The organism is Acidovorax soli, assembly GCF_014207955.1.
Classification (GTDB): Bacteria; Pseudomonadota; Gammaproteobacteria; order Burkholderiales; family Burkholderiaceae_C; genus Acidovorax; species Acidovorax soli_A.
Window position 1 is genome coordinate 22609 of sequence record NZ_JACHLK010000008.1, and the last position, 22911, is coordinate 45519.

At 69.2% G+C, this 22911-nt stretch carries 21 protein-coding genes; 13 read left to right on the forward strand and 8 right to left on the reverse strand.

Features of this window, described 5'->3' with window-relative positions; genetic code table 11:
• Positions 1–7: 7 nt before the first annotated feature.
• A complete protein-coding gene (locus tag HNP48_RS19435; protein WP_184860068.1) occupies positions 8–2680 on the reverse strand; it encodes a PAS-domain containing protein in 2673 nt (890 codons plus the stop codon).
• Between the two features lie 261 nt (positions 2681–2941).
• On the opposite strand from HNP48_RS19435, the gene HNP48_RS19440 reads away from it, so the two are divergent.
• Both HNP48_RS19440 and HNP48_RS19445 read left to right on the forward strand, forming a co-directional pair.
• Positions 2942–4306 carry a dicarboxylate/amino acid:cation symporter gene (locus HNP48_RS19440; RefSeq protein WP_184860070.1) on the forward strand — a complete coding sequence of 455 codons (1365 nt, stop codon included), beginning with the start codon at positions 2942–2944 and terminating at the stop codon, positions 4304–4306.
• A 153-nt stretch (positions 4307–4459) separates the two neighbouring features.
• Positions 4460–4906: a DUF2214 family protein gene (locus HNP48_RS19445; protein WP_184860072.1), complete on the forward strand. Its 447-nt coding sequence runs from the start codon at positions 4460–4462 to the stop codon at positions 4904–4906.
• Positions 4907–4976: 70 nt separating this feature from the next.
• Here HNP48_RS19445 and HNP48_RS19450 read toward each other — a convergent pair whose 3' ends face one another.
• Positions 4977–5330: a PsiF family protein gene (locus tag HNP48_RS19450; RefSeq protein WP_184860074.1), complete on the reverse strand. Its 354-nt coding sequence runs from the start codon at positions 5328–5330 to the stop codon at positions 4977–4979.
• Between the two features lie 220 nt (positions 5331–5550).
• On the opposite strand from HNP48_RS19450, the gene argS reads away from it, so the two are divergent.
• The 6 genes from argS (at position 5551) to HNP48_RS19480 (ending at position 11873) form a co-directional block, all read left to right on the forward strand.
• Positions 5551–7260 (forward strand): arginine--tRNA ligase, encoded by a 1710-nt coding sequence (argS, locus tag HNP48_RS19455; protein ID WP_184860076.1) that lies wholly within the window; start codon positions 5551–5553, stop codon positions 7258–7260.
• A gap of 12 nt (positions 7261–7272) precedes the next feature.
• Positions 7273–7923 carry an SPOR domain-containing protein gene (locus HNP48_RS19460; RefSeq protein WP_184860079.1) on the forward strand — a complete coding sequence of 217 codons (651 nt, stop codon included), beginning with the start codon at positions 7273–7275 and terminating at the stop codon, positions 7921–7923.
• An 88-nt stretch (positions 7924–8011) separates the two neighbouring features.
• Positions 8012–8668, forward strand: coding sequence for a thiol:disulfide interchange protein DsbA/DsbL (locus HNP48_RS19465; RefSeq protein WP_184860081.1), 657 nt, complete (start codon positions 8012–8014; stop codon positions 8666–8668).
• Positions 8669–8778: 110 nt separating this feature from the next.
• On the forward strand, positions 8779–9426 hold the full coding sequence (lptA, locus tag HNP48_RS19470; RefSeq protein WP_184860083.1) for a lipopolysaccharide transport periplasmic protein LptA: 648 nt from the start codon (positions 8779–8781) through the stop codon (positions 9424–9426).
• Between the two features lie 11 nt (positions 9427–9437).
• On the forward strand, positions 9438–10205 hold the full coding sequence (lptB, locus tag HNP48_RS19475) for an LPS export ABC transporter ATP-binding protein (protein WP_311773843.1): 768 nt from the start codon (positions 9438–9440) through the stop codon (positions 10203–10205).
• Between the two features lie 66 nt (positions 10206–10271).
• Complete coding sequence (locus HNP48_RS19480) at positions 10272–11873, forward strand: RNA polymerase factor sigma-54 (protein ID WP_184860088.1); 1602 nt, start codon at positions 10272–10274, stop codon at positions 11871–11873.
• Here HNP48_RS19480 and HNP48_RS19485 read toward each other — a convergent pair whose 3' ends face one another.
• The 3 genes from HNP48_RS19485 to HNP48_RS19495 are packed head-to-tail and all read right to left on the reverse strand — an operon-like array spanning position 11874 to position 13297.
• Positions 11874–12248, reverse strand: coding sequence for a VOC family protein (locus HNP48_RS19485; RefSeq protein WP_184860090.1), 375 nt, complete (start codon positions 12246–12248; stop codon positions 11874–11876).
• Positions 12249–12251: 3 nt separating this feature from the next.
• Positions 12252–12800 (reverse strand): hypothetical protein, encoded by a 549-nt coding sequence (locus HNP48_RS19490; RefSeq protein WP_184860092.1) that lies wholly within the window; start codon positions 12798–12800, stop codon positions 12252–12254.
• Between the two features lie 8 nt (positions 12801–12808).
• On the reverse strand, positions 12809–13297 hold the full coding sequence (locus HNP48_RS19495) for a glutaredoxin domain-containing protein (protein WP_184860094.1): 489 nt from the start codon (positions 13295–13297) through the stop codon (positions 12809–12811).
• A gap of 186 nt (positions 13298–13483) precedes the next feature.
• Here HNP48_RS19495 and HNP48_RS19500 point away from each other — a divergent pair, with 186 nt between their 5' ends.
• From HNP48_RS19500 to HNP48_RS19510, 3 genes are read left to right on the forward strand one after another with little or no spacing between them, the layout of a single operon-like run.
• Positions 13484–13927, forward strand: a complete 444-nt coding sequence (locus tag HNP48_RS19500) for a thioesterase family protein (RefSeq protein WP_184860096.1) — start codon at positions 13484–13486, stop codon at positions 13925–13927.
• Between the two features lie 22 nt (positions 13928–13949).
• Positions 13950–15242: a class I SAM-dependent RNA methyltransferase gene (locus HNP48_RS19505; RefSeq protein WP_184860098.1), complete on the forward strand. Its 1293-nt coding sequence runs from the start codon at positions 13950–13952 to the stop codon at positions 15240–15242.
• Positions 15232–15711: a putative toxin-antitoxin system toxin component, PIN family gene (locus tag HNP48_RS19510; protein ID WP_184860100.1), complete on the forward strand. Its 480-nt coding sequence runs from the start codon at positions 15232–15234 to the stop codon at positions 15709–15711. The genes HNP48_RS19505 and HNP48_RS19510 overlap by 11 nt, the downstream gene beginning before the upstream one ends.
• Positions 15712–15720: 9 nt before the next feature.
• Here the strand turns inward: HNP48_RS19510 and HNP48_RS19515 are convergent, their stop codons facing one another.
• Positions 15721–16563 carry a lipopolysaccharide kinase InaA family protein gene (locus HNP48_RS19515; protein WP_260420300.1) on the reverse strand — a complete coding sequence of 281 codons (843 nt, stop codon included), beginning with the start codon at positions 16561–16563 and terminating at the stop codon, positions 15721–15723.
• Positions 16560–18299: an FMN-binding glutamate synthase family protein gene (locus HNP48_RS19520; RefSeq protein WP_184860102.1), complete on the reverse strand. Its 1740-nt coding sequence runs from the start codon at positions 18297–18299 to the stop codon at positions 16560–16562. The genes HNP48_RS19515 and HNP48_RS19520 overlap by 4 nt, the downstream gene beginning before the upstream one ends.
• 138 nt (positions 18300–18437) lie before the next feature.
• On the opposite strand from HNP48_RS19520, the gene HNP48_RS19525 reads away from it, so the two are divergent.
• The gene (locus HNP48_RS19525; protein WP_184860104.1) at positions 18438–19289 is read left to right on the forward strand and encodes a UPF0149 family protein; all 852 of its coding nucleotides are present in this window, start codon (positions 18438–18440) and stop codon (positions 19287–19289) included.
• A gap of 108 nt (positions 19290–19397) precedes the next feature.
• A complete protein-coding gene (locus HNP48_RS19530; RefSeq protein ID WP_184860106.1) occupies positions 19398–20894 on the forward strand; it encodes a SulP family inorganic anion transporter in 1497 nt (498 codons plus the stop codon).
• 2 nt (positions 20895–20896) lie between these two features.
• On the opposite strand, the gene HNP48_RS19535 is transcribed toward HNP48_RS19530, so the two are convergent.
• A complete protein-coding gene (locus HNP48_RS19535; RefSeq protein ID WP_184860108.1) occupies positions 20897–22768 on the reverse strand; it encodes a patatin-like phospholipase family protein in 1872 nt (623 codons plus the stop codon).
• Positions 22769–22911: the final 143 nt, after the last annotated feature.

Below are 22911 nucleotides of genomic sequence, written 5' to 3' on the forward strand. Positions count from 1 at the left end.
GGCTGGCTCAGCGCTCGCGCAGCCGCAGCAAGGTCTGGCTCATCAGCGCACGCAGTGCGGGCGCACGCACCGGCTTGGCCAGAAAGCCCCAGCCGCGCTCGGCGGCCTGGCGGCGCAGCGTGGCATCGCGCTCCGCCGTCACCAAAATCACGGCGGGCGATTGGCCCCAGCGCTGGCACAGGGCCGCATAGACGTCCGGGCCGTGGTGGCCGGCCCCCAGGTTCACGTCCAGCAGCACCAGCTCGGGCGCCTGGCCGGGCAGGGCCTGGTCCAGCGCCTCGGCCGCGCCACCGGCCAGCGGCACCTGGCAGCCCCAGCGCTCCAGCAGGGCCCGGGTAGCCGTGCAGGTCGGTCCGTCGTCCTCGATCACCCAGGCGCTGCTGCCGTGCAGCGGTGCGTCCTCGGGCGGTTGCTGCGTGGTCGCGGGCGCCGGGGTCTGCGGCACGGCGGCCGCATCGCCCAGTGGCACCAGCACCCAGAACACACTGCCCCGGCCCAGTTGCGAGCGCAGCCCGATAGGGTGGCCCAGCAGCCGGCCCAGGCGCTCCACGATGGCCAGGCCCAGGCCCGCGCCACGGTCGTCGGCACGGCCTTCGTCGAGGCGGCGGAACTCCTCGAAGATCTCGCGCTGCAGCGCTTCGGGGATGCCCGGCCCCTGGTCGTGCACCTCGATGCGCAGGTGGCTGTCGCCCACGCGCCGGCAACCCACCACGATGCGCCCGCGCCGGCTGTAGCGGATGGCGTTGGAGACGAAGTTCTGCACAATGCGGCGCAGCAGGTTCTCGTCGGTGCGCACCACCTGGCGCGTGGGGACGCACGCCAGCTGCAGGCCCTGGCTCTCGGCGAGCACGCCGAAGTTGTGCGCCAGCACCTGCAGCAAGGGGCCCAGGGCCACGTCGTGGATGCGCACCTCGAGCTGGCCCGACTCCATGCGCGAGATGTCGAGCAGGCTGTTGAGGATGGCGTCCTGCGCGGCCAGGGCCCCGTCGATGCTGTCGGCCGCATGCCGGCCGGCCTCGTCATGCAGGTGGCCGCGCAGCAGCGAGGTGAACATGCGCGCGGCGTTCAGCGGCTGCAGCAGGTCGTGCACGGCGGCCGCCACAAAGCGCGTCTTGTAGCGGTTGGCCTGCTCGGCCTCGCGCCGGGCCGCGTCCAGGTCGCGCGTGCGGTCGGCCACGCGCTGCTCCAGCGCATCGGCCAGCGAACGCAGTTCGCGCGCGGCGTTCTTGTAGCTCGTGATGTCGGCATAGCTGGTCACGAAGCCGCCTTCGGGCAGCGGGTTGCCGCGGATCTCCAGCACCGTGCCGTCGCCCTTGGCGCTCTCGTGCAGGTGGGGCAGGCCGCTGCGCAGGTGCGACAGGCGCCGTTCGATGGAGTCCTCCACCGGCCCTGCGCCCAGCAGGCCGCGGCGCGCGTTGTGGCGCAGCAGGTCCGCGATGGGCCGGCCCACCTGCATCAGGTCGGCGGGGTAGCGGAACAGCTGCACATAGCGCGAGTTCCAGGCCACCAGGTTCAGGTCGGCATCGATGATGACCACGCCTTGCGGCAGGTGCTCCAGGCTGCGTGAGAGGCCGGTGTCGGTCTGCTGCGCCGCCTGCTGCGCGGCCTGCACGATGCCATCCTGCGCGGTGCGCAGCTCCTGGGCGTGCTGCTGCAGCACGGTCTCCAGCTCCTGGCGGCTGCGCTGGCGCAGCGCGGCCAGGCGCTGGCGTTGGCGCACGAACAGCACCAGCAGCGCCAGCGCCAGCCAGCCACCGCCGCCGGCTGCGGCCGCCCAGCGGCTGTCGGCCACGCTGCTGTGGGTCTCGTGCACCAGGTGCAGCTGCCACGGCGTGCCGGGCAGGGGCTGGGTCTGCCACAGCAGCCGGCCGGGCGCGCCCGGCAGGTCGGCGGTCTGCAGGCGCACCAGGCGGCCGCCGTTGTCCATGTGCTCGTCCACCCGGTAGTCCAGCGGGCGCAGCGGCTGGTCGGAGTACTGGCGCGTGGTGGCCAGCTCGCGCCGCTCGGCATCGGACAGGGGCTCGAGCAGCCGGTAGCGCCAGGCATCCTGGCTCGCCAGGAAGACCACGCCATGCGCGTCGGAGGCGAGCACGATGTCCTCGGTCTGCAGCCACTCGCGCTCCAGCTCCTGCAGCGCGATCTTGATCACCACCAGGCCCAGCGGTTCACCCTGTGCGTTGCGGATGGCCTGCGACAGGAAGTAGCCCGGCTCGCCCGTCGTCACCCCGATGCCGTAGAAGCTGCCGCTGCCCAGCGCCAGGGCCTGCTGCACGTAGGGGCGAAAGCTGTAGTCCACGCCCACGTTGCTCGTCGCCGTGCGCCAGTTGCTGGCCGCCACGGCCAGGCCCTCGCGGTTGATCAGGGTCAGCGTGGAGGACTGGCTGGCGCCGTTGGCGCGCTCCAGCTTGCGGTTGAGCCCGTCCACCTCGGCCGGGCTCTGGGGCCGGCTCAGCGCTTCGTACAACTGCGCGTCCAGCGCCAGCACCTCGGGCAGGGTGCGGTAGCGGTCGATGCGTTGGCCGAGCGTCTGCCCGTACAGGGCCAGCTGGCGCTGCACGCTGTCGCTCTCTTCGTGGAGCGAGTGCTGCCAGGCCCATTGCCCGGCCACAAACATGCTGGCCGCCATGCCGGCGAGCAGGATCAGCACGGTCCAGAACTTGCGGCGATGGGGCAGGGGCATGGCAGGGGCGGGTGTCCGCAGGCGTTTTTCGGTGCGCAGCCGGCAGGAAGAGGGCGGCTGTCCGCACCGGCGCGGTGCGCCTGCGAGTGTGCCGCAGCTTCTGCGGGGATAAGTATTTCCACTAGGTCCCGCGGGCGTTCTCCCTATGGGAGCGCCCGCGACTACTACCAATTAGCTATCTGCTGAAACGGCGTGCAGCGGTACAAACGGCAGCCTCGACGCACCCCGCTGGTGCGGTTTCCGTGACTTCTGGAGTCCCCCATGCACGCCATTCCTGCCCAGGCCACCCCACCGGTGCACCTGCCGTTCTACCGCCAACTGTACTTCCAGGTGGTGCTCGCCATCGTCCTCGGGGTGCTGCTGGGCCATTTCGAACCGGCCTATGGCGAAGCGCTCAAGCCGCTGGGCGACGCCTTCATCAAGCTGGTGAAGATGATCATCGCCCCGGTGATCTTCCTGACCATCGTGACCGGCATCGCGGGCATGTCGCAGCTTTCCTCGGTGGGCCGCGTGTTCGGCAAGGCCATGGCCTACTTCCTGTTCTTCTCCACGCTGGCGCTCATCGTCGGCATGGTGGTGGCCAACGTGGTGCAGCCCGGCGCGGGCATGAACATCAACCCGGCCGACCTGGACCAGACGGCCGTGAAGACCTACGTGGCCAAGTCGCACGAGATGACGCTCACCGGCTTTGCCATGGACATCATTCCCAAGACCCTGGTCAGCCCCTTCGTCGGCGACAACATCCTGCAGGTGCTGCTGGTCGCCGTGCTGTTCGGCATCGGCCTGGCCATGGTGGGCGAGGCCGGCCGCCCGGTGCTCAACTTCCTCGAAGCGCTGACCACGCCGGTGTTCAAGGTGGTGGCCCTGGTCATGAAGGCCGCGCCCCTGGGGGCCTTCGGCGCCATGGCCTTCACCATCGGCAAGTTCGGCCTGGGCTCGCTCGTGAACCTGGCCTGGCTGGTGGGTTCCTTCTACGTCACCTCGCTGCTCTTCGTGCTGGTGGTGCTGGGTTTTGTGGCGCGCCTGTGCGGCTTCTCGGTGCTCAAGCTGTGCCGCTACCTCAAGGCTGAGCTGCTGCTGGTGCTGGGCACCTCGTCGTCCGAATCCGCGCTGCCCTCGCTGATGGAAAAAATGGAAAAGGCCGGCTGCAGCAAGTCGGTCGTCGGCCTGGTGGTGCCCACGGGCTACTCTTTCAACCTGGACGGTACCAACATCTACATGACGCTGGCTGCGCTGTTCATCGCCCAGGCCACCAACACCGAGCTGACGCTGGGCCACCAGGTCGCCCTGCTGCTCGTGGCCATGCTCAGCTCCAAGGGCGCGGCGGGCGTGACGGGCGCGGGCTTCATCACCCTGGCGGCCACCCTGGCCGTGGTGCCCGAAGTGCCCGTGGCCGGCATGGCGCTGATCCTGGGCGTGGACCGCTTCATGAGCGAGTGCCGCTCGCTGACCAACTTCATCGGCAATGCCGTGGCCACGGTGGTGGTCTCGCGCTGGGAAAACGCACTCGACTACCAGCGCCTGAACGCTGCACTCGACGGCCATCCGCTGCCGGAGGTCGCAACGGCTTCTCCGGCGCCGGTGGTGCCTGCCGACGTGGCGGCCCTGGCGCGTCCTGCGGCCTGATCGCGGACGGCCCCTGGCGGGGGGCGACGGGGCATGCCTGCAAGGGCGTGCCCCTTTTTTGCCTGCGGTTGCCGGTGCCGGGCAGGGCGCCTGCCCGCACGGGCTGTTCATCGCGCACAATCGCCGCGAAACGACCCAAGCAAAGGACCTGCGATGACCCTCGAAGCCGTACTGGCCGCCCTGCACATAGTGGCCATACTGACTCTGGTGGTGTTCCTGTCGAGCCAGGCGGCGCTGTGCCGCACCGAATGGCTCAACGCCGCGGTGGTGGAGCGCCTGGCGCGGCTGGACGCCATCTACGCCGCCTCGGCCATGGTGCTGGTGGCCACGGGGCTCGCGCGCGTGTTCTTCGGCGTCAAGGGCATGTCCTGGTACATCTCCCAGCCCATGTTCCACCTCAAGATCACGCTGGTGGTGGCGATCGCCATCGTCTCCATCTTCCCGACCATCGCCTTTCGCCGCTGGTTGCGCCAGCTGCGTGCCAACGGCAGCCTGCCCGATGCCGCCGAGGTCGCCCGCGTGCGCCGCCTGGTGATGCTGCAGGCCCATGTGATCCCCGTGGTGGCCGTGATCGCGGTGTTCTGGGCCCGCGGCTGGTAGCAAAAGAAAACCCGCCGGGCAGCGGGCCGGGCGGGCTGGTCTTGGCTGGCGGGCCGTCCCGCTCAGGGCTTCACTTCTTGAGGCAGTCGCTCATGAAGGCCTTGCGCTCGTCGCCCTTCTTGCCGGCGGCTTCGGCGTTGCAGGTCTTCATCTTGTCCTGCTGGGTGGCGGGCTTGTTGGACAGGCAGGTCTTCATGAAGGCCTTGCGCTCATCGCCCTTCTTGTCGCCGGCTTCGGCGTTGCAGGTGGCCATCTTGGTCTGCTGCTTGGTGGGCGCTGCGGCGGCAGAGGCCGCTGGCGCTGCCGGGGTGGCGGCTGCAGCCGGTGCAGCGGCCTTGGCCGGGGCTGCAGGGGCATCGGCAGCATGCGCCGCGCCGAACGAGAGAACCAGGCCCAGGGCCGTCAGGGAGAGAAGCTTTTTCATGTAGTGCTCCGGTGGTAAGGGCATCCGATGCAATCCACATCGGATTGCCCGATTACAACGTACGGGCATCGGCCGGCGCTGACACGCGCGCCCGGCGGCAAGAATTCTTTACGATCTGTTGCGAAGACGCAGCGCCTTGCGGGCCCGCCAGGGCCGGATTTGGTGGCGTGGGCCATACACCTGGCCAGGGCGTTCCTGGCCGGCCCCGTAAAATCCCCCGATGCTCTCTGTCAAACACGATCTGCTGGCCGCGCTCGCGGCCGAGCTGGACACCCTTTCCCCTGGCGCGGGCGCCAAGGCGGCGTTCGAATCCCCCAAGGTGGCGGCGCACGGCGATTTCGCCTGCACGGCGGCCATGCAACTGGCCAAGCCGCTCAAGCTCAACCCGCGCGCGCTGGGCGAGCAGCTCAAGGCCGCGCTCGAGGCCACGCCGGCCTTCACGCGCTGGGTGGCTGCCATCGAGATCGCCGGCCCCGGCTTCCTGAACATCCGGTTGAAGCCTGCGGCCAAGCAGGAGGTGGTGCGCGAGGTGCTGTCGGCCGGCGAGCGCTTCGGCTACCAGGCCGACCGCGGCGCCAAGGTGCTGGTCGAATTCGTCTCGGCCAACCCCACGGGCCCGCTGCACGTGGGCCATGGCCGCCAGGCCGCGCTGGGCGATGCGATCTGCAACCTGTTCGCCACGCAGGGCTGGGGTGTGCACCGCGAGTTCTATTACAACGACGCGGGCGTGCAGATCCAGACGCTGACCCACAGCACCCAGCTGCGCGCCAAGGGTTTCAAGCCCGGCGACGAATGCTGGCCCACCGACCCCGACAACCCGGCCAGCAAGGCCTTCTACAACGGCGACTACATCCAGGACATCGCCAACGACTTTCTGGCGAAGAAGACCGTCAAGGCCGATGACCGCGAATACACCGCGAGCGGCGACGTGGACGATGTGGAATCGATCCGCCAGTTCGCCGTGGCCTACCTGCGCAACGAGCAGGACAAGGACCTGCAGGCCTTCAACCTGAAGTTCGACGAGTACTACCTCGAATCGAGCCTGTACACCAGCGGCCGCGTCGAGGCCACGGTGGGCAAGCTCGTGGCCAACGGCAAGACCTACGAGCAGGACGGCGCCCTGTGGCTCAAGAGCACGGACTACGGTGACGACAAGGACCGTGTCATGCGCAAAAAGGATGGCACCTTCACCTACTTCGTGCCCGACGTGGCCTACCACATCGCCAAGTGGGAGCGCGGCTACACCAAGGTCGTGAACATCCAGGGCACGGACCACCACGGCACCATCGCGCGCGTGCGCGCCGGCCTGCAGGCGGCCGAGGTGGGCATTCCACAGGGCTACCCCGACTATGTGCTGCACACCATGGTGCGCGTGGTCAAGGGCGGCGAAGAGGTCAAGATCAGCAAGCGCGCGGGCAGCTACGTGACCCTGCGCGACCTGATCGAGTGGACCAGCAAGGACGCGGTGCGCTTCTTCCTGCTCAGCCGCAAGCCCGACACCGAGTACACCTTCGACGTGGACCTGGCCGTGGCACAGAACAACGACAACCCGGTGTACTACGTGCAGTACGCGCATGCGCGCATCTGCTCGGTGCTGCGCAGCTGGGCCGAGCAGGGCGGCGGCGATGTGGCCTCGCTCCAGGGCGTGGACCTGTCCGCCCTGGAAGGCCCACAGGCCCAGGCGCTGATGCTGCAACTGGCCAAGTACCCCGAGATGCTGACCGCTGCCGCCGAGGGCGAGGCGCCGCACGACGTGACCTTCTACCTGCGCGACCTGGCGGCCAGCTACCACAGCTACTACGACGCCGAGCGCATCCTGGTGGACGACGAAACCGTCAAGCGCGCGCGCCTGGCCCTCGTCGCCGCGACCGCGCAGGTACTGCACAATGGCCTGGCTGTGCTGGGCGTATCGGCTCCGGCCAGAATGTAAGCAACCACTACCATGAAGAAAAAGCAACTGGGCGGAACCATCATCGGCTTTATCGTGGGCGTGATCTTCGGCCTGGGTGCCGCGCTGGCGGTGGCCGTGTACGTGACCAAGGTGCCCGTGCCCTTCCTGAACAAGGGCGGCGCGCGCGGCACCGAGCAGGACGCCGCCGAAGCGCAGAAGAACAAGAACTGGGACCCGAACTCGCCGCTGTACGGCAAGAACCCGGCGCGGCCGCCTGCGGCTGCAGCGTCGGCCCCTGCCACGGCCGGGGTGGCCCCTGCGCCCGCGCCCACCGCCTCGGCGCCTGCCGTGGCCGCCGCGGCCTCTTCGGCCAAGCCGGCCGCCGCCGCCAAGCCCGGCAGCGCCGACCCGTTGGGCGACCTGGCAGCCGCCAAGGCCGCTGCGGCGCCGGGCAACAGCGCCGACCCCTTCGACTACTTCGTGCAGGCGGGTGCTTTCCGCACCCAGGCCGATGCCGACGCGCAGCGTGCCAAGCTGGCCATGCTGGGCTGGGAGGCCCGTGTGAGCGAGCGTGAGCAGAACGGCCGCACGGTGTTCCGTGTGCGCGTGGGGCCCTTCACCAAGCGCGACGACGCCGCCCAGCTCAAGGACAAGCTGGACACCACCGGTGTGGAATCCGCCCTGGTGCGGGTGCAGCGCTGACGGTGCAGGCGGGCCGCGCTGTCCGCCTGAACTTTTTCAAGGGGCGTGGCTCACACCCCCCAACACCAGACCAAGGAGTGTCTTTTTCATGAAACGCCGCGAGTTTTCCCTGTCTGCCGCCTCTGCCGTGGCTGCATCCGCCCTGGCCCTGCCCGTGGCCACCCCCGCACTTGCGCAGGCGCGCCAGTTCAAGGAGGGCAAGGACTACCGCAAGCTCGACAAGCCGCTCACGCCCGATGCACCGGCCGGCAAGGTCGATGTGATCGAATTCTTCTGGTACGCCTGCCCCCACTGCAATGCCTTCGAGCCCACGCTGGAAGCCTGGATCAAGGCCGCTCCCAAGGAGCTCTCCATCCGCCGTGTGCCCGTGGCCTTCAATGCCAGCTTCGTGCCACTGCAAAAGCTGTACTACACGCTCGAAGGCATGGGCAAGGTCGGCGAGCTGCACGCCCGGGTCTTCCGCGCCATCCACGTCGAGAAGGTCAAGCTCGCCAAGGACGAGGAGATCATGGCCTGGATCGCCACGCAGGGCGTGGACGTGGCCAAGTTCAAGGAAATCTACAGCTCGTTCACGGTCTCCAACCAGGTGCGCCGTGCTTCGCAGCTGCAGGACGCCTACGGCGTGGAAGGCGTGCCCTCGATGGGTGTGGCGGGCCGCTACTACACCGACGGCACGATGGCGGGCAGCATGTCCGTGGTGCTGCAGGTGGTGGATCAACTGGCGGGTGTGGCGCGCAAAGCCTGACCCTGGCCTGGCAGGACGACCTCCTGCCGCCAACCCAAGCCCGCGCATGCGGGCTTTTTTCATGGGGTGTCGCCACGGGTGGCTACAATGATCTGCAAGATTCGTGCCCTATGAACTACCGCATCCTCCCGACCCTCCTCCTCGCGGCCCTGGCTGTCGTCCAGACCGCGGCCCATGCCGAAAAGGCCGACCGCAACAAGCCCATGAACATCGAGGCCGACGCGTTGCGCCACGATGAGCTCAAGCAGACCAGCGTGTTCACTGGCCGGGTGGTCATGACCAAGGGCACCATCGTGCTGCGCGGTGCGCGGCTCGATGTGCGCCAGGACGCGGACGGCTACCAGTTCGGCGTGGTCACCGCCGAGCCGGGCAAGCGCGCCTTCTTCCGCCAGAAGCGCGACACCCTGCCGGGCGCGCCCGACGAGTTCATCGAAGGCGAGAGCGAAGTCATCGAATACGACGGCCGTGCCGACAACGTGAAGTTCATCACCCGGGCCGAGCTGCGGCGCTTCCGCGAATCCACGCTGACCGACGAGATCACGGGCCAGGTCATCGTCTACAACAACCTGACCGATGTGTTCACCGTGGATGCCAAGCCGCGCGGCAGCACCAATGCCGCGGGCGACGCGCCCGCACCCGGTGGCCGCGTGCGCGCCATCCTGTCGCCCAAGGAAACACCGGCCGGTGCCGCGGCCCCGGCCGCACCGGCCTCCGGCACCACCCTGCGCCCCAGCAGCACCCTCGGCGGCGCCAAGTGAGCGAGGCTGCCGTGAACACCGTCGCCGCATCTCCGGCGGAAAGCCGGCTGGAGGTGCACCACCTCGAAAAGTCCTATGGCAGCCGCAAGGTCGTCAAGGACGTCTCGCTGGTCGTGCAAAAGGGCGAGGTCGTGGGGCTGCTCGGCCCCAACGGCGCGGGCAAGACCACCTCGTTCTACATGATCGTCGGCCTGGTGCGCAGCGATGCCGGCGATATCCGCATCGACGGCCATTCGGTGGCCCACATGCCCATCCACCGGCGCTCGCGCCTGGGCCTGTCCTACCTGCCGCAGGAGGCCTCGATCTTTCGCAAGCTCACGGTCGAGGAAAACGTGCGCGCCGTGCTCGAGCTGCAGCGTGGCGAGGACGGCCAGCCCCTGGCGCGTGCCGTGATCGAGGAGCGCCTCACGGCCCTGCTGACCGAGCTGCGCGTGGAGCACCTGCGTGCCTCGCCCGCGCTGGCCCTGTCGGGCGGCGAGCGCCGCCGTGTGGAGATCGCCCGCGCACTGGCCACGCAGCCGCGCTTCATCCTGCTGGACGAACCGTTTGCCGGCATCGACCCCATCGCGGTCATCGAGATCCAGCGCATCATCGGCTTCCTGAAGGCACGCGGCATCGGCGTGCTCATCACCGACCACAACGTGCGTGAGACGCTGGGCATCTGCGACCACGCCTTCATCATCAGCGACGGCCACGTGCTGGCCCAGGGAACCCCGTCCGAGATCGTCGACAACGCCGAAGTGCGCCGGGTCTACCTGGGTGAACACTTCCGCATGTAGCCCCACGATGGAACGGACGCCCTTTTTTGCCCACCCGCCTTCGCTGCAGTCCCGGAGGGACGCGCGATGAAGCCCGGCCTGTCGCTGCGCGTATCGCAGCACCTGGCGCTCACGCCGCAGCTGCAGCAATCCATCCGGCTGCTGCAGCTGTCCACGCTGGAGCTGGGCCAGGAGGTCGAGCAGATGCTCGACGAAAACCCGTTTCTCGAACGCAATGCCGATGAAGCCCCGCGCGAGGAATTCGGCGTGGACACGGCCGATGCGCCGGCCCAGCCCGATGAGTACAGCTCCGACGATGCGGTCTACTCCAACGCCCCGGGCAGCAGCACGCCGAGCGAGTCCGTGGCCGACACGCCCCAGGGCGATGCGGAACTGGGCAGCAGCGCCAGCGACGAGCCCGACTGGAGCGGGGATGGCACCGTCGACATGTCTCCCAACGATGCCGAGTGGGGCGGCGATGCGCCGGCCCGCAACCGCAACGATGGCGAAGGCGATGAGGCCGATGCCACCGAGCTGGCCCGCTCGCACGAATCGCTGACCGCCTTTCTGCACCGCCAGGCCCTGTCGCTGCGCCTGTCCGAGGTGGACAGCGCCGCGCTGCGCTTCCTGATCGAATCGCTCAACGACGACGGCTACCTCGAAGAGCCGCTGGAAGAGCTGGCCATCGCCCTGGCCGGGCCCGACGACCTGGAGCAGATCGAAGAGCTGGTGCACCGTTTCACCGTGGCTCTGCGCCTGCTGCAGAGCCTGGAGCCCGTGGGCGTGGGCGCGCGCAACCTGGGCGAGTGCCTCACGCTGCAGCTCTCGGCCTTGGCGGCCGACGAAGACAGCGATGCCGACCCCGACACCGTGCAGACCGCGCTGCGCGTGTGCCAGCAGCCGCTGGAGATGCTGGCGCGCCGCGACATCCGCCGCCTGACGCAGCTGTGCGGCGATGGCGAGGAGCGCACACGCGCCGCCATGGCCCTGATCGCCCGGCTGGAGCCGCGCCCGGGCCGCAAGTTCGTCGATGTGGAGCGCAACATCATCGTGCCCGACGTCATCGTGCGCAAGGCCGGCCGTGCCAATGGCCGCGATGGCCAGCACCACTTCATCGTGGCGCTGAACCCCGACGTGATGCCACGCCTGCGCGTGCACGACATCTACGCCGGCGCGCTGCGCGGCCACAAGGGCGGCGAAGGCCACCAGGCCATGCAGCAGCGCCTGCAGGAGGCGCGCTGGTTCATCAAGAACATCCAGCAGCGCTTCGACACCATCCTGCGCGTCTCGCGCGCCATCGTGGAGCGGCAAAAGAGCTTCTTCACCCATGGCGAGCTGGCCATGCGCCCGCTGGTGCTGCGCGACATCGCCGATGAACTGGGCCTGCACGAGTCCACCATCAGCCGCGTGACCACGGCCAAGTACATGGCCACGCCCATCGGCACTTACGAGCTCAAGTACTTCTTCGGCTCGGGCCTGGGTACCGAGACCGGCGGCAATGCATCGAGCACGGCCGTGCGCGCCCTCATCAAGCAGTTCGTCGCCGCCGAAAGCCCGGCCAAGCCGCTGTCGGACAGCCAGATCGCCGAGATGCTCAAGGAGCAGGGCATCGAATGCGCACGCCGCACCGTGGCCAAGTACCGCGAAGCGCTCAAGATCGCGCCCGCCAACCTGCGCAAGGCACTGTGATCACGTGCCCTGCCGGAACGCCCGGCTGGAGATGCTGACGGCATTGCCGTCCGGGTCCTTGGCATTGGCGAAGGCATAGCCGCTGGCCTGGTGCGTGGGGCCGAATTCCAGTCCCTGCGCCCGTGCCTGGGCCTTGAAGGCTTCCACGTCCGGTACATGGAAGCACAGCTTCACGCCCGCCTGGCCCAGCTTCACACTTTTGGCCGCCTGGTGGACCAGGATGCCGGCCCCGCCACCGGGGGCGTGCAGCTCGATCAAGCCCTCCACCACCTCGCCCGTGGTCTCGAAACCGAAGTGCGTGCGGTAGAAGGCCGCGCTGCGCTGCATGTCGCGGGCATAAACCATCACGGTGCCGAGAACGGGAGGCGCAGCCATCGGTCAGGGCGCCTTCGTCGCCGGCGCACGCCGCAGCGAGCGCAACAATTCCAGCGCCTGGGCCGTGGGCTCCTGCGGTGCGCCGTTGACCAGCACCGTGAAGGTCACGCGCAGCTCGTTCATGCCCAGCACGCCCTGGGTCAGGTGCTTGTAGCCATCGGGCTCGGGCGCGCGGTCGGTGGCCGAAAAGTAGTAGCCCGTCTTGCCCGGGGCGCCCAGTTCTTGGAGGGGCAGCTCGCTTTCGACGGCCTTGGGCCGGGCTCGGGCAGCCCCCGCCTGGACCAGCGCCCGCAGCTCGTCGGCCGTGGGGGCCTTGGGCGCACTGCCCACGGGCCAGATGGGGGTGATGAGCATTTGCAAGGCCTTGGCGTCCGGGCCGCTGATGGCCACCGAAGGCGGCAACTCCGCATGCGGGCGGCGTACCTGGGCACGCCAGGGGGCGGGCAGGTCGATCACCAGGTCATCGCGGCCGGGCAGGGGAACACGCAGTTCTTCGGCCAGAACGGGCAGGCACAGCGCAAAGGCCATCGATGCAAGGGCGGTACGGAACATGGGGCTCTTCAGGGGCGTTTGGCAAAGACGGCGTCGTAGGACTGGGTGCTGAAACCGTTCACCCGCTGGCCATTGGTCAGCAGCACCGGCACGCCGCGCGCACCGATCTGCGCGAAGGCGGCCTTGCCGGTTGGTGTGTCCACATCGAACTCCCGGTAGGCAATGCCCTTGCCGCCCAGGTAGGCCTTGGCCGCCTTGCAGTAGCCGCACCAGGTGGCCATGTAGAGCGTCACCTCGCCCCGCGGCTGGGCTGCTTTCTGGGCATCCGCGGGCGCTTGGCCGGGCGTGGCCGGCGGCAGCGGGTTGCCCGGAACCACGCTGATGGGCGGGGCCTCGAGCTTCATGGTCTTTTGCGCCGAACCGGACGCAGGCGGCTGGTCGCTGTAGACCACCTTGCCATTCGGGTCCACGGACTTGTAGAGCGTCTGGGCATGTGCCGCGCCCGTGAGCGCGGCCACCACCAGGGCGAGGATCAGGCTGCAGCGCAGGGTGTGCATGGGGGCTCCGGGTAAAATCGGCATCCCGGGAGCATAAGAGACTTCTGCCGCCCCGCGGCCCGCTGGGGCCATGCCTCACCCGTATGGGGCACCCTCGCAGCCCCCGATGCCCCTTGGCGGGCTTCTCCGCAGGGCGTCAACGTCCCCGGTTCGCTGCCTTTTTCCGATCTCCTGTTTTTCCGCGCCATGGCCCGCATCGTTTTCGACCTTCCCGCGCATTTCGGCTTTTCCACCGAACTGCAGATCTACATCAGCCATGTCAACCAGGGCGGGCATCTGGACAACGCGCAGTTGCTGAGCCTGGTGTCCGAGGCGCGCGTGCGCTTCTTCCAGTCGCTGGGCTACCCCGAGGCCGATGTGGGCGGCCTGTCCACCGTGGTGGGCGACATCGTGGCGCAGTACAAGTCCGAAGGCTTCCACGGTGAGACCATGCGCGTGGACATGGCGCCGGCCGACCTCAACCGCTATGGCTTCGACCTCGTCTTTCGCATGACCGAGAAGACCTCGGGCCGCGAAGTGGCGCGCGGCAAGGTGGGCATCGTCTTCATCGGCCGCAGCGACCGCAAGGTGGCGCCCATCCCCGAATCCATCCGCCAGCTGCTGCTGGCGCGTGCCGCATCCCACGCATGAGCGTATCCTGTCGCCCAGTGCCATGAACCAACTCCAACTCTTTCTTCCCTGCGCCGCCGGTGTCGAGGGCTACCTCGCCGACGAGGTGCACGCCATCACCGGCCTCACGGGCCAGGACCTGCTGGTCGGGCGCGGCGGTGTGCTGCTGCGCGCCTCCTGGCGCCACGCGCTGCTGCTCAACCTGCACAGCCGCCTCGCGCAGCGCGTGCTGGTGCAGCTGGCGCACCGGCCTTACCGCTCGGAGAACGACCTCTACGGCATCGCCAGCGAGGTGGCCTGGGAGATCTGGTTCACCACGCGCCAGACCTTCAAGGTGGAGGTTACCGCCCAGCACAGCCCGCTGCAGAGCCTGAACTTCGCCGGCCTGCGCGTGAAGGATGCGGTGGCCGACCGCTTCCGCCACAAGACGGGCGTGCGGCCCGACGTGAATACCCAGTGGCCCGATGTGCGCATCCACCTGCACCTGACCACCGACGAGGCCACGGTCTACATCGACACCTCGGGCGAGCCGCTGTTCAAGCGCGGCTGGCGCGAGGACAAGGGCGACGCCCCGCTCAAGGAGACCCTGGCCGCAGCCATGATCGCCGCCAGCGGCTGGGACCCGCTGGGCGATGACCCCGTGCCCCTGTACGACCCCTGCTGCGGCAGCGGCACCATTGCCATCGAGGCCGCGCAGATCGCCTGCCGCATCCCGGCCGGCATGCTGCGCCGCTTTGCCTTCGAGAAGCTCCTGCCCTTCCAGGGCCATGTGTGGTCGGCCATGCAGGCCGAGGCCGAGAGCGCTATCCGCCCCAGCCCCGTGCCGGTGTTCGGCAGCGATGTGGCCCACCGCATGGTGGACTTTGCCCAGCGCAATGCCGAGCGTGCCGGCGTGACCGAAGCCCTGCAGTTGCGCGGCGGCGATGCATTGCAGCGCATGCCGCCCTGCGAGCAACCGGGCGTGATGCTGCTCAACCCGCCCTACGGCGAGCGCATTGCCGCCGCCGGATCGGCCGGCCGCAATGCCAACGAGCGCGCGGCCGAACGCGCCCAGGGGGCCAGCGTGGGCCGCGAGGCGGCCCACACCGACGACGGCGGCGAATTCTTCAGCCAGCTGGCCAGCCACTGGAAGAAGAATTACTCGGGCTGGACGGCCTGGATGCTCACGCCCGACCTCAAGCTGCCCGGCAAGATGCGCCTGAAGGAATCGCGCCGGGTGCCCATGTGGAACGGCCCCATCGAGTGCCGCATGTTCCGCTTCGACATGGTCAAGGGTGCGGTGCGCGAGCGCGCCGCCGCCAAGGCCCCTGGCAACGGACCCCGCGATGCGGGTTGAGCTCTCCCTGCCGGCCGAGGCACCTGTCGGCGAGCCCGCGCGCCCGGTGGTGGTGGACACCAATGTCGCGCTGGACCTGCTGATCTTCTCCGACCTCGCCACCGCGCCGCTGCGCCAGTTGCTGGCCGAGGGGCGCCTGGCCTGGATCGCCACGCAGGTCATGCGCGACGAACTGGAGCGCGTGCTGGCCTATCCGCACATCGTGGGCCGCATGGACTACTACCAGGTCGATGCCACTCAGGTGCTGGCCGGCTTCGATGCGCAGGCGCGCCTGGTGGAGATTGCGCCGCGTGTGGCCTATGTCTGCAAGGACGCCGATGACCAGAAGTTCATCGACCTGGCGGCCGCGCACCGCGCCATCCTGCTGAGCAAGGACAAGGCCGTGATCTGCATGCGCAAGCGCCTGCTGCTGCTCGATGCCCATGTGGCGACGGCGCTGGTGCTGGAGGCTGCGCCCGCCATCGCCTGAGCGAAAGGCTCAGGGCCCCAGCAGGTCGTAGGCCGCGCGCACACGCTGCATGTCGCGGCCCAGTTTGCGGCTTTGCGGCAGGTGGCGCATCCAGCCCATGCGCCCGACGCTGCTGGCCATCACGGCCTGCAGCTCGGGGCTGCCGGCGGCGACCCAGGCCGCCCACAGCGCACGGGCATCATCGAGCGCACCCACCAGGCGCAGGTAGATGGCGGTGGAATGCGCGTAGCACAGCGCATCGCGCGCATGGCACACGGGCAGCGGCAGCACGCCGGCCGGGTCGTCCTCGAAGTCGATGTAGCCCACCACGCCATCGGGGCAGCGCACGAGGTTGCGCGCAAACGCCTGGCTCAGGCAGGTGCCAGCCGCATGCACCTGTGCAATCGCCGCCAGGCCCTGCTGCCACAGGGCCAGCACGGCGGCGGGTCCGGCGGAAACGGCATGGTCGATCTCGTTGCCCAGCGAGGGCGTCTGCTGCGCCGGGCGGCCCAGGTGGCGCATCAGAAAGCCGTCTTCCTGCGCGGCCAGCACGGTGGGCACGCGCAGGCCCCGCGCCTGCAGGTCGCGCAGGCGCCGCACCTCGGTGGCGATGGCCTCGTTCCCGCCCCGGTTGGGCACAGGGCGCAGCACCTCCAGGCGCAGCAGGGCCGCCAGTGCCGCCATGGCGCGGTAGCGGCCCATGCCATGCGGCGCCCCCGCCTTCTTGAGCCACACCTGCTCGTCGCCCAGGCGGTAACTGGCCACGTTGAACTGCTGCAGCGCGAGCTGCTGGCGCAGGTAGGCGGCGTAGTCGATGATGCTGCTGTTGCCCGGGGTGGTTTCAGGGGCCTGGCCTGCGTCCATCGTCGTCATACGGCGGCGTTGGCGGGCAGGTCGCCGACGGCGGCCACGGCCGCGTGGGCCACCTCGACATGGTGGGGCACCGAAGGCTCCAGCGCCGGCTCGCTGGCCGCGAAGCTGTGCGCGCTGGCCAGCGGCCAGTACAGGCGGAACACATTGTGCTGGGCATCGAGCGGCCCCAGCAGCGCGCCCGGCTGCATGCGCGTGATCAGGTTGGACAAGAGGCGCACCTCGGTGTCGCTGATGCGGCGCACGATGTGGTGGGCCGTGATGTCCTTGGGGTGCTGCAGTCCGGCCGCCTGCACCAGCTCCTGCAGCGCATGCAGGGTGCTGCGGTGGAACTGCGCCACGCGCGAGGCCTTGTCGGGCACCACCAGGGCCTGCTGGCGCTGCGCGTCCTGCGTGGTCACGCCCGTGGGGCAGTGGCCGGTGTGGCAGCTTTGCGCCTGGATGCAGCCCAGCGCCATCATGAAGCCGCGCCCGGCGTTGCACCAGTCGGCGCCCAGGGCCATCATGCGCGCGATGTCGAAGGCCGTGATCACCTTGCCCGCGCAGCCGATGCGCACGCGATCACGCAGGTTCACGCCCACCAGGGTGTTGTGCACCAGCAGCAGGCCTTCCTGCAGCGGCGCGCCCACATGGTCGCTGAACTCCACGGGCGCGGCACCGGTGCCGCCCTCGGCACCATCGACCACGATGAAGTCGGGCGTGATGCCGGTGATCAGCATGGCCTTGACGATGCCGAACCATTCCCAGGGGTGGCCCAGGCAGAACTTGAAACCCGTGGGCTTGCCGCCCGAGAGCTCGCGCAGGCGCGCGATGAACTGCATCATCTCCACCGGCGTGGAAAAGGCGCTGTGGCGCGAGGGCGAAATGCAGTCCTTGCCCATGGGCACGCCCCGCGCAGCGGCGATCTCGGCCGTCACCTTGGCGGCGGGCAGCACCCCGCCATGGCCCGGCTTGGCGCCCTGGCTGAGCTTGAGCTCGATCATCTTGACCTGCGGGTCCTGCGCGTTCGCGGCGAAGCGCTCGGGGCTGAAGCTGCCGTCGTCGTTGCGGCAACCGAAATAGCCCGAGCCGATCTCCCAGATCAGGTCGCCGCCATGCACGCGGTGGTGCTGCGAGATCGAGCCCTCGCCCGTGTCGTGCGCAAAGCCGCCCTGCTGTGCACCCTTGTTCAGTGCCAGCACGGCATTGGCTGACAAGGCGCCAAAGCTCATGGCCGAGATGTTGAACACGCTGGCATGGTAGGGCTGGGTGCAGGGCGAGACCGAGGGGGAGGGCGCATCGGGGCTGCCGCCGATCCACACGCGGAAGTCGTGCGAGGTGAGCTGCGTAGGCGCCATGGAATGGTTGACCCATTCGTAGCCATGCGCGCCCACGTCCAGGTGGGTACCGAAGGGGCGGTTGTCGGGCTCGCCCTTGGCGCGCTGGTAGACCAGCGAGCGCTGGGCGCGCGAAAAAGGCGCCGCCTCGCTGTCGCTCTCGATGAAATACTGGCGCACCTCGGGCCGGATGTACTCGAGCATGAAGCGGAAGTGGCCGATCACCGGGTAGTTGCGCAGGATGGCGTGGCGCGTCTGGCGCAGGTCGTACACGCCCACAGCCACCAGGACCCCGAAGACCAGCACCAGCGGCAGGCCCACGCCGAACGCCACCAGGGCGAACAGCGCCAGCAGCAGGCCCAGCACGCACAGGGCAAATGCCGTGTAGCGCACCGGGTACAGGGAATTGAGTTGGTGGAGCATGGCTTGTCCTGGTTTTTTGGCGGGCGTGGCGGGAGGGCTACACTGCCGCCTTTGCACCGGGTGGCGCTGCCGCGCTCGCCCCCGGGCCCATCATAAAAGTAAAAGTTTGCCTCCAGCACCCGTCCACGGAGCCCCGCCATGACCGAATCCACCGAAAAACCCGAAGCCGACCCTGAAACCGCCGCCCTGGCACCTGCCCTGGGCCCGGACGAGCTGGAAGAAATCGACAATATTCTCGACGACCTGCGCACCCGCGGGGAGGAAATCCCGCAGTGGGAGTTCTGCGACGGTTTCCTGGCCGCCGTGGTCTGCAGCCGCAGGCCCATCGCGCCGGCCGAGTACCTGCCCATGCTGCTGGGCGACGGCGCCGAGCTCGAGGTCGCCGAGGGCGAGCCCCTGCCCCTGCTGCCAGCCTTTGCCGATGCCGCCCAGCAGGCGCGCTTCCTGGAACTGTGGACGCGCCGCTGGGACGAGGTGGTGCACCAGCTCGATGCCAAGGTCGACCGCCTGGACGACGAGCGCACCTACCAGCCCGAGGCCATGGACATGCGCGGCGCGGTGGCCAGCCTGACCGAGGAACAGCGCGCCGAGATGGATTCGGACGAGGAAGAGATTCCCTCGTTCGGCCAGATCTGGGCCCTGGGATTCATGTTCGCCGTGGAGAACTGGCCCGAGGACTGGGCCGCCCCGCGCGACAAGGAGGCCGCCCAATGGATCAACGATGCGCTGGACAGCATTGTTGCCCTGACCGAGGACGACACCGGCAAGCCCGAGGTCTGCATGTTCGACGAGAACGGCCCGCCCAGCACCAGCCAGGCCCGTGTGGAGGCCTTCGGCGAGGCCATCTGGGCAGTGTACGACCTGCGCCAGGTCTGGAAGAGCCTGGGCCCGCGCGTGGAAACCCTGCGCAAGGCCCCCGAACCCGGCCGCAACGACCCCTGCCCCTGCGGCAGCGGCAAGAAGTACAAGAAGTGCCACGGCGCCGGCTGAACGGCCTGCCCTGACCTGCCGGCGCGCGGCCACGCGCCGGCCGGTGCGTTTCTTGCGCAGGTCTTTCCCCTTTTCCCTGTGACCGTGCGTCTGCGCGTGCGGCCTGCCATGCCTTCCTCCGTCCTGTCCCGGCTGCGCGCCGAATGGGCCCCGGTCAGCATTCCACGTGAACTGCTGGCGGGCGCCGTCGCCACTTTTGCGCTGATCCCCGAGGTCATCGCCTTTTCCTTTGTCGCGGGGGTGGACCCGTCGGTGGGGCTCTTTGCCTCCTTCGTCATCAGCCTGGTGATCGCCTTCGTGGGCGGTCGCCCGGCCATGGTCTCGGCCGCGGCCGGCTCCGTCGCCCTGGTGGCGGCGCCGCTGGTGCAGTCGCATGGGCTGCAGTACCTGCTGGCGGCCGGCATCCTCGCGGGCCTGGTGCAGCTGGCCTTCGGGCTGCTGCGCATGGGGGTGCTGGTGCGCTTTGTCTCCAGCTCGGTGCGCACCGGGTTCGTCAATGCGCTGGCCATCCTGATCTTTTCGGCGCAACTGCCGCACCTCTCCGGCGCGGGTGCGGCCACCTGGGCCATGCTGGCACTGGGCCTGGCCACCATCTACGGCCTGCCCTGGCTGGGCCTGCGGCTGGGCTGGCGCGCGCTCACGGCGATCCCCTCACCGCTGATCTGTGTGGTGCTGCTCACGCTGCTGGCCTCGGGCATGGGCCTGGCGCTGCCCACGGTGGCGGACCTGGGGCGTCTGCCCGATGCGCTGCCCGCCTTGGGCCTGCCGCAGGTCCCGCTGGCGCTCGACACCCTGCGCATCATCGCGCTGCCTGCCCTGGCCATTGCCATGGTGGGCCTGCTCGAATCGGTGCTGACCGCTGCCGTGGTGGACGAGATGACCGACACGCCCAGCTCCAAGAACCGCGAATGCGCGGGCCTGGGCGTGGCCAATGTCGCGGCCAGCCTGTTCGGCGGCATTGCGGGCTGCGGCATGATCGGCCAGGCCGTGGGCAACGTGAAGTACGGCGGGCGCGGACGCCTGTCCACCTTGTTCGCGGGGGTGTTTCTGCTCATCCTGATGGTGGTGCTCAAGCCCTGGGTGTCGCAGGTGCCTGTGATTGCGTTGGTGGCCATCATGGTCATGGTGTCGGCCTCCACCTTCGACTGGAAATCACTGGGTGCGTTGGTGCGCCACCCGCGCCTGTCCAGCACCGTGATGCTGGCCACGGTGGCAGTGACGCTGTTCACGCACAACCTGGCGGCCGGTGTGGCCGTGGGCGTGTTGCTCAGCGGCGTGTTCTTTGCTGCCAAGGTCGCCCGCATGCTGCGCGTGAGCGCGCATGACGACGATGCCGCCGGCACGCGCACCTGGCAGGTCACGGGCCAGGTGTTCTTTGCATCGGCCGACGCCTTCATCGACGCTTTCGACACCCTGGGCGCGCAAGGGCGCGCGGTGTGCATCGACGTGTCGGGTGCGCATTTCTGGGACATCACGGCCGTGGCGGCGCTCGACAAGGTGGTCGAGCGGCTGCAGCACCATGGCTGCACCGTCGAGGTCACGGGGCTCAACCAGGCCAGCGCCGTGCTGGTGGACCGGCTGGGGGCGGAGCCGCGCGCTGGCTGAGGTCAGGGCGTGGCCTGGACCGCTTCGTGCGCACGGCCTGCCGCCTCGATCCGGCCCAGCACATCCAGCCCGTGCGCATAGCCCTGCTGCACGATCTGCTCGAAGCGGTTCCACTGCAGCATGCCCACGCGCTCCATGGGCGGGTTGAAGTACAGGTCGGTCAGCTGCTGCGACTGGCGCTGGCGCGACATGCTGTACAGGATGGTCACCGTCATCAGGTAGCTGGCCAGCGAGGGCAGCTTGTAGCGCCGCTGCGCGCGCGGGCGCAGCTTGTCGCGCAGCAGGGCCCAGCTGCTGGGCACATCGTCCAGGTCGATCTGCCGGGGCTTGCGGAAGTTCAGGTCCACCCCGATCACCGTGCCCACGCCGCGCATGCCGCGCATCACGTCCACGGGAAAATTGTTGAACGTGCCGCCATCGCACAGCAGGTCGCCCTCATGCACCACGGGCGGCAGCGCACCGGGGATGGAGATGCTGGCCAGCAGCGATTTGACCAGGCTGCCCTGGCGCACCACCTGCTCGCAGGCGCGGGAGTAGTTGGTGGCCACGCAGTAGTAGTTCTTCCACAGGTCCTCCACCCGGGCCGGAAATCCCACCAGCCGGCCCACGGCCTGGTCCAGGATGTGGCGCAGGCGCCGGCCCTTGATCAGCGAGAGCATGGGCAGCAGGTTGAAGTCGCCCGTGGGGTTGGTGCGAAAGGCCTCGCGTGCGTTGGCCATCACCGCCTCCAGCGGCTGGTCCGATGCCACGTAGGCGGCCATCACCGAGCCGATGCTGGTGCCGCCCACGCAGTCGATCTCCACGCCCTGCTCCAGCAGCGCGCGGTAGACCCCCAGGTGCGCAAAGCCGCGCGCACCGCCGCCGGCCAGCACCAGGCCCACGGCCGTGCGGCTCTGGATGCGGGCCAGGCGCGCCATGTCACGCTCCAGCGCCGGGCGCACGTGCACATGGTCGGCCACCGTGCGGCGCGCCAGCCACTGCTCGGTATGGCGCGGGCAACGGGCGTCGGCCGGGTGCAGCAGCACCAGGATCTCGGCCGCCTCGGTCAGCGGCGCGCGCTGGGCCAGGCACTGCGCCTCGATGGGGTGGATGGCGGGCTCGGCCGAGGCATCGGCCAGCAGCAGCAACTCGTCGCAGTGCCGGCTCACGCGGCGTGTCCAGGGCGTGGGCTCGGCGTCGGCCAGCAGCAGCACGAAGTCGTTGCGTGCCTCGATCTCGTCGAGCAGCATGGCGATGCGCCGGTTGGCCGAGGCATCGGCCCCTTCGCGCTGGGCGATGCCGGGGTCCTGCAGCTCGCGGTCCACGGTGGCCGAATCCACCACGCGCACCTTGCCCGGGGCGCCGAGCTGGCGCGCGAGCTTCACGGCAAAGCCCTGCAGGTCCACCCCGGCGCTGATGGGCAAGAGGCCCATGGCCACGGGGCGCTCCATCGCGGGATTGGCCGAGCGCGACTGCAGGCGCTCGATGGCCTGGCGCGTGAGCGCCATGGACAGCTGCGCGCTGCTGGCCAACAAGGTCTTGAACACCGGCTTGGTCAGCCGCACCAGCACCGAGTCGCGCACCGCCACGACGGTGGCGGCGCGCGGTGCGTCGGTGAACAGGCTGATCTCGCCGATGGCCTGGCCGCGCCCCATGTCGGCCACGCGGCGCTGCTGGCCATCGTCGCCGCGCACATAGGCGCGCAGGCGGCCGCTCACGGTGAGGTACATGGACTCGCCGGGATCGCCCTGGTTCATCAGCGTACCGCCGCCGGGGATCTCCACCCACTCCATATGGGCGCGCAGCAGCTCCAGGGCGTCGGGCTCCATGCCCTGCAGAAAGCTGCGCAGGTGCTCCATCAGGAGCTGGTTCTGGGTGGCGGTGAAAGGCGACATGGCGGCGGCAGCAGGGGGATCGGCCGGCTCCGCGCAGGCGCAGCTTGGGGACCGAGGAGATTCCAGGTGGCTGCGGGCACCCGGCCGGAGGGGCCTGCCCGCAGCGTGCGAAGCCGCGGATTCTAGGGACGCATCAGCGCGGC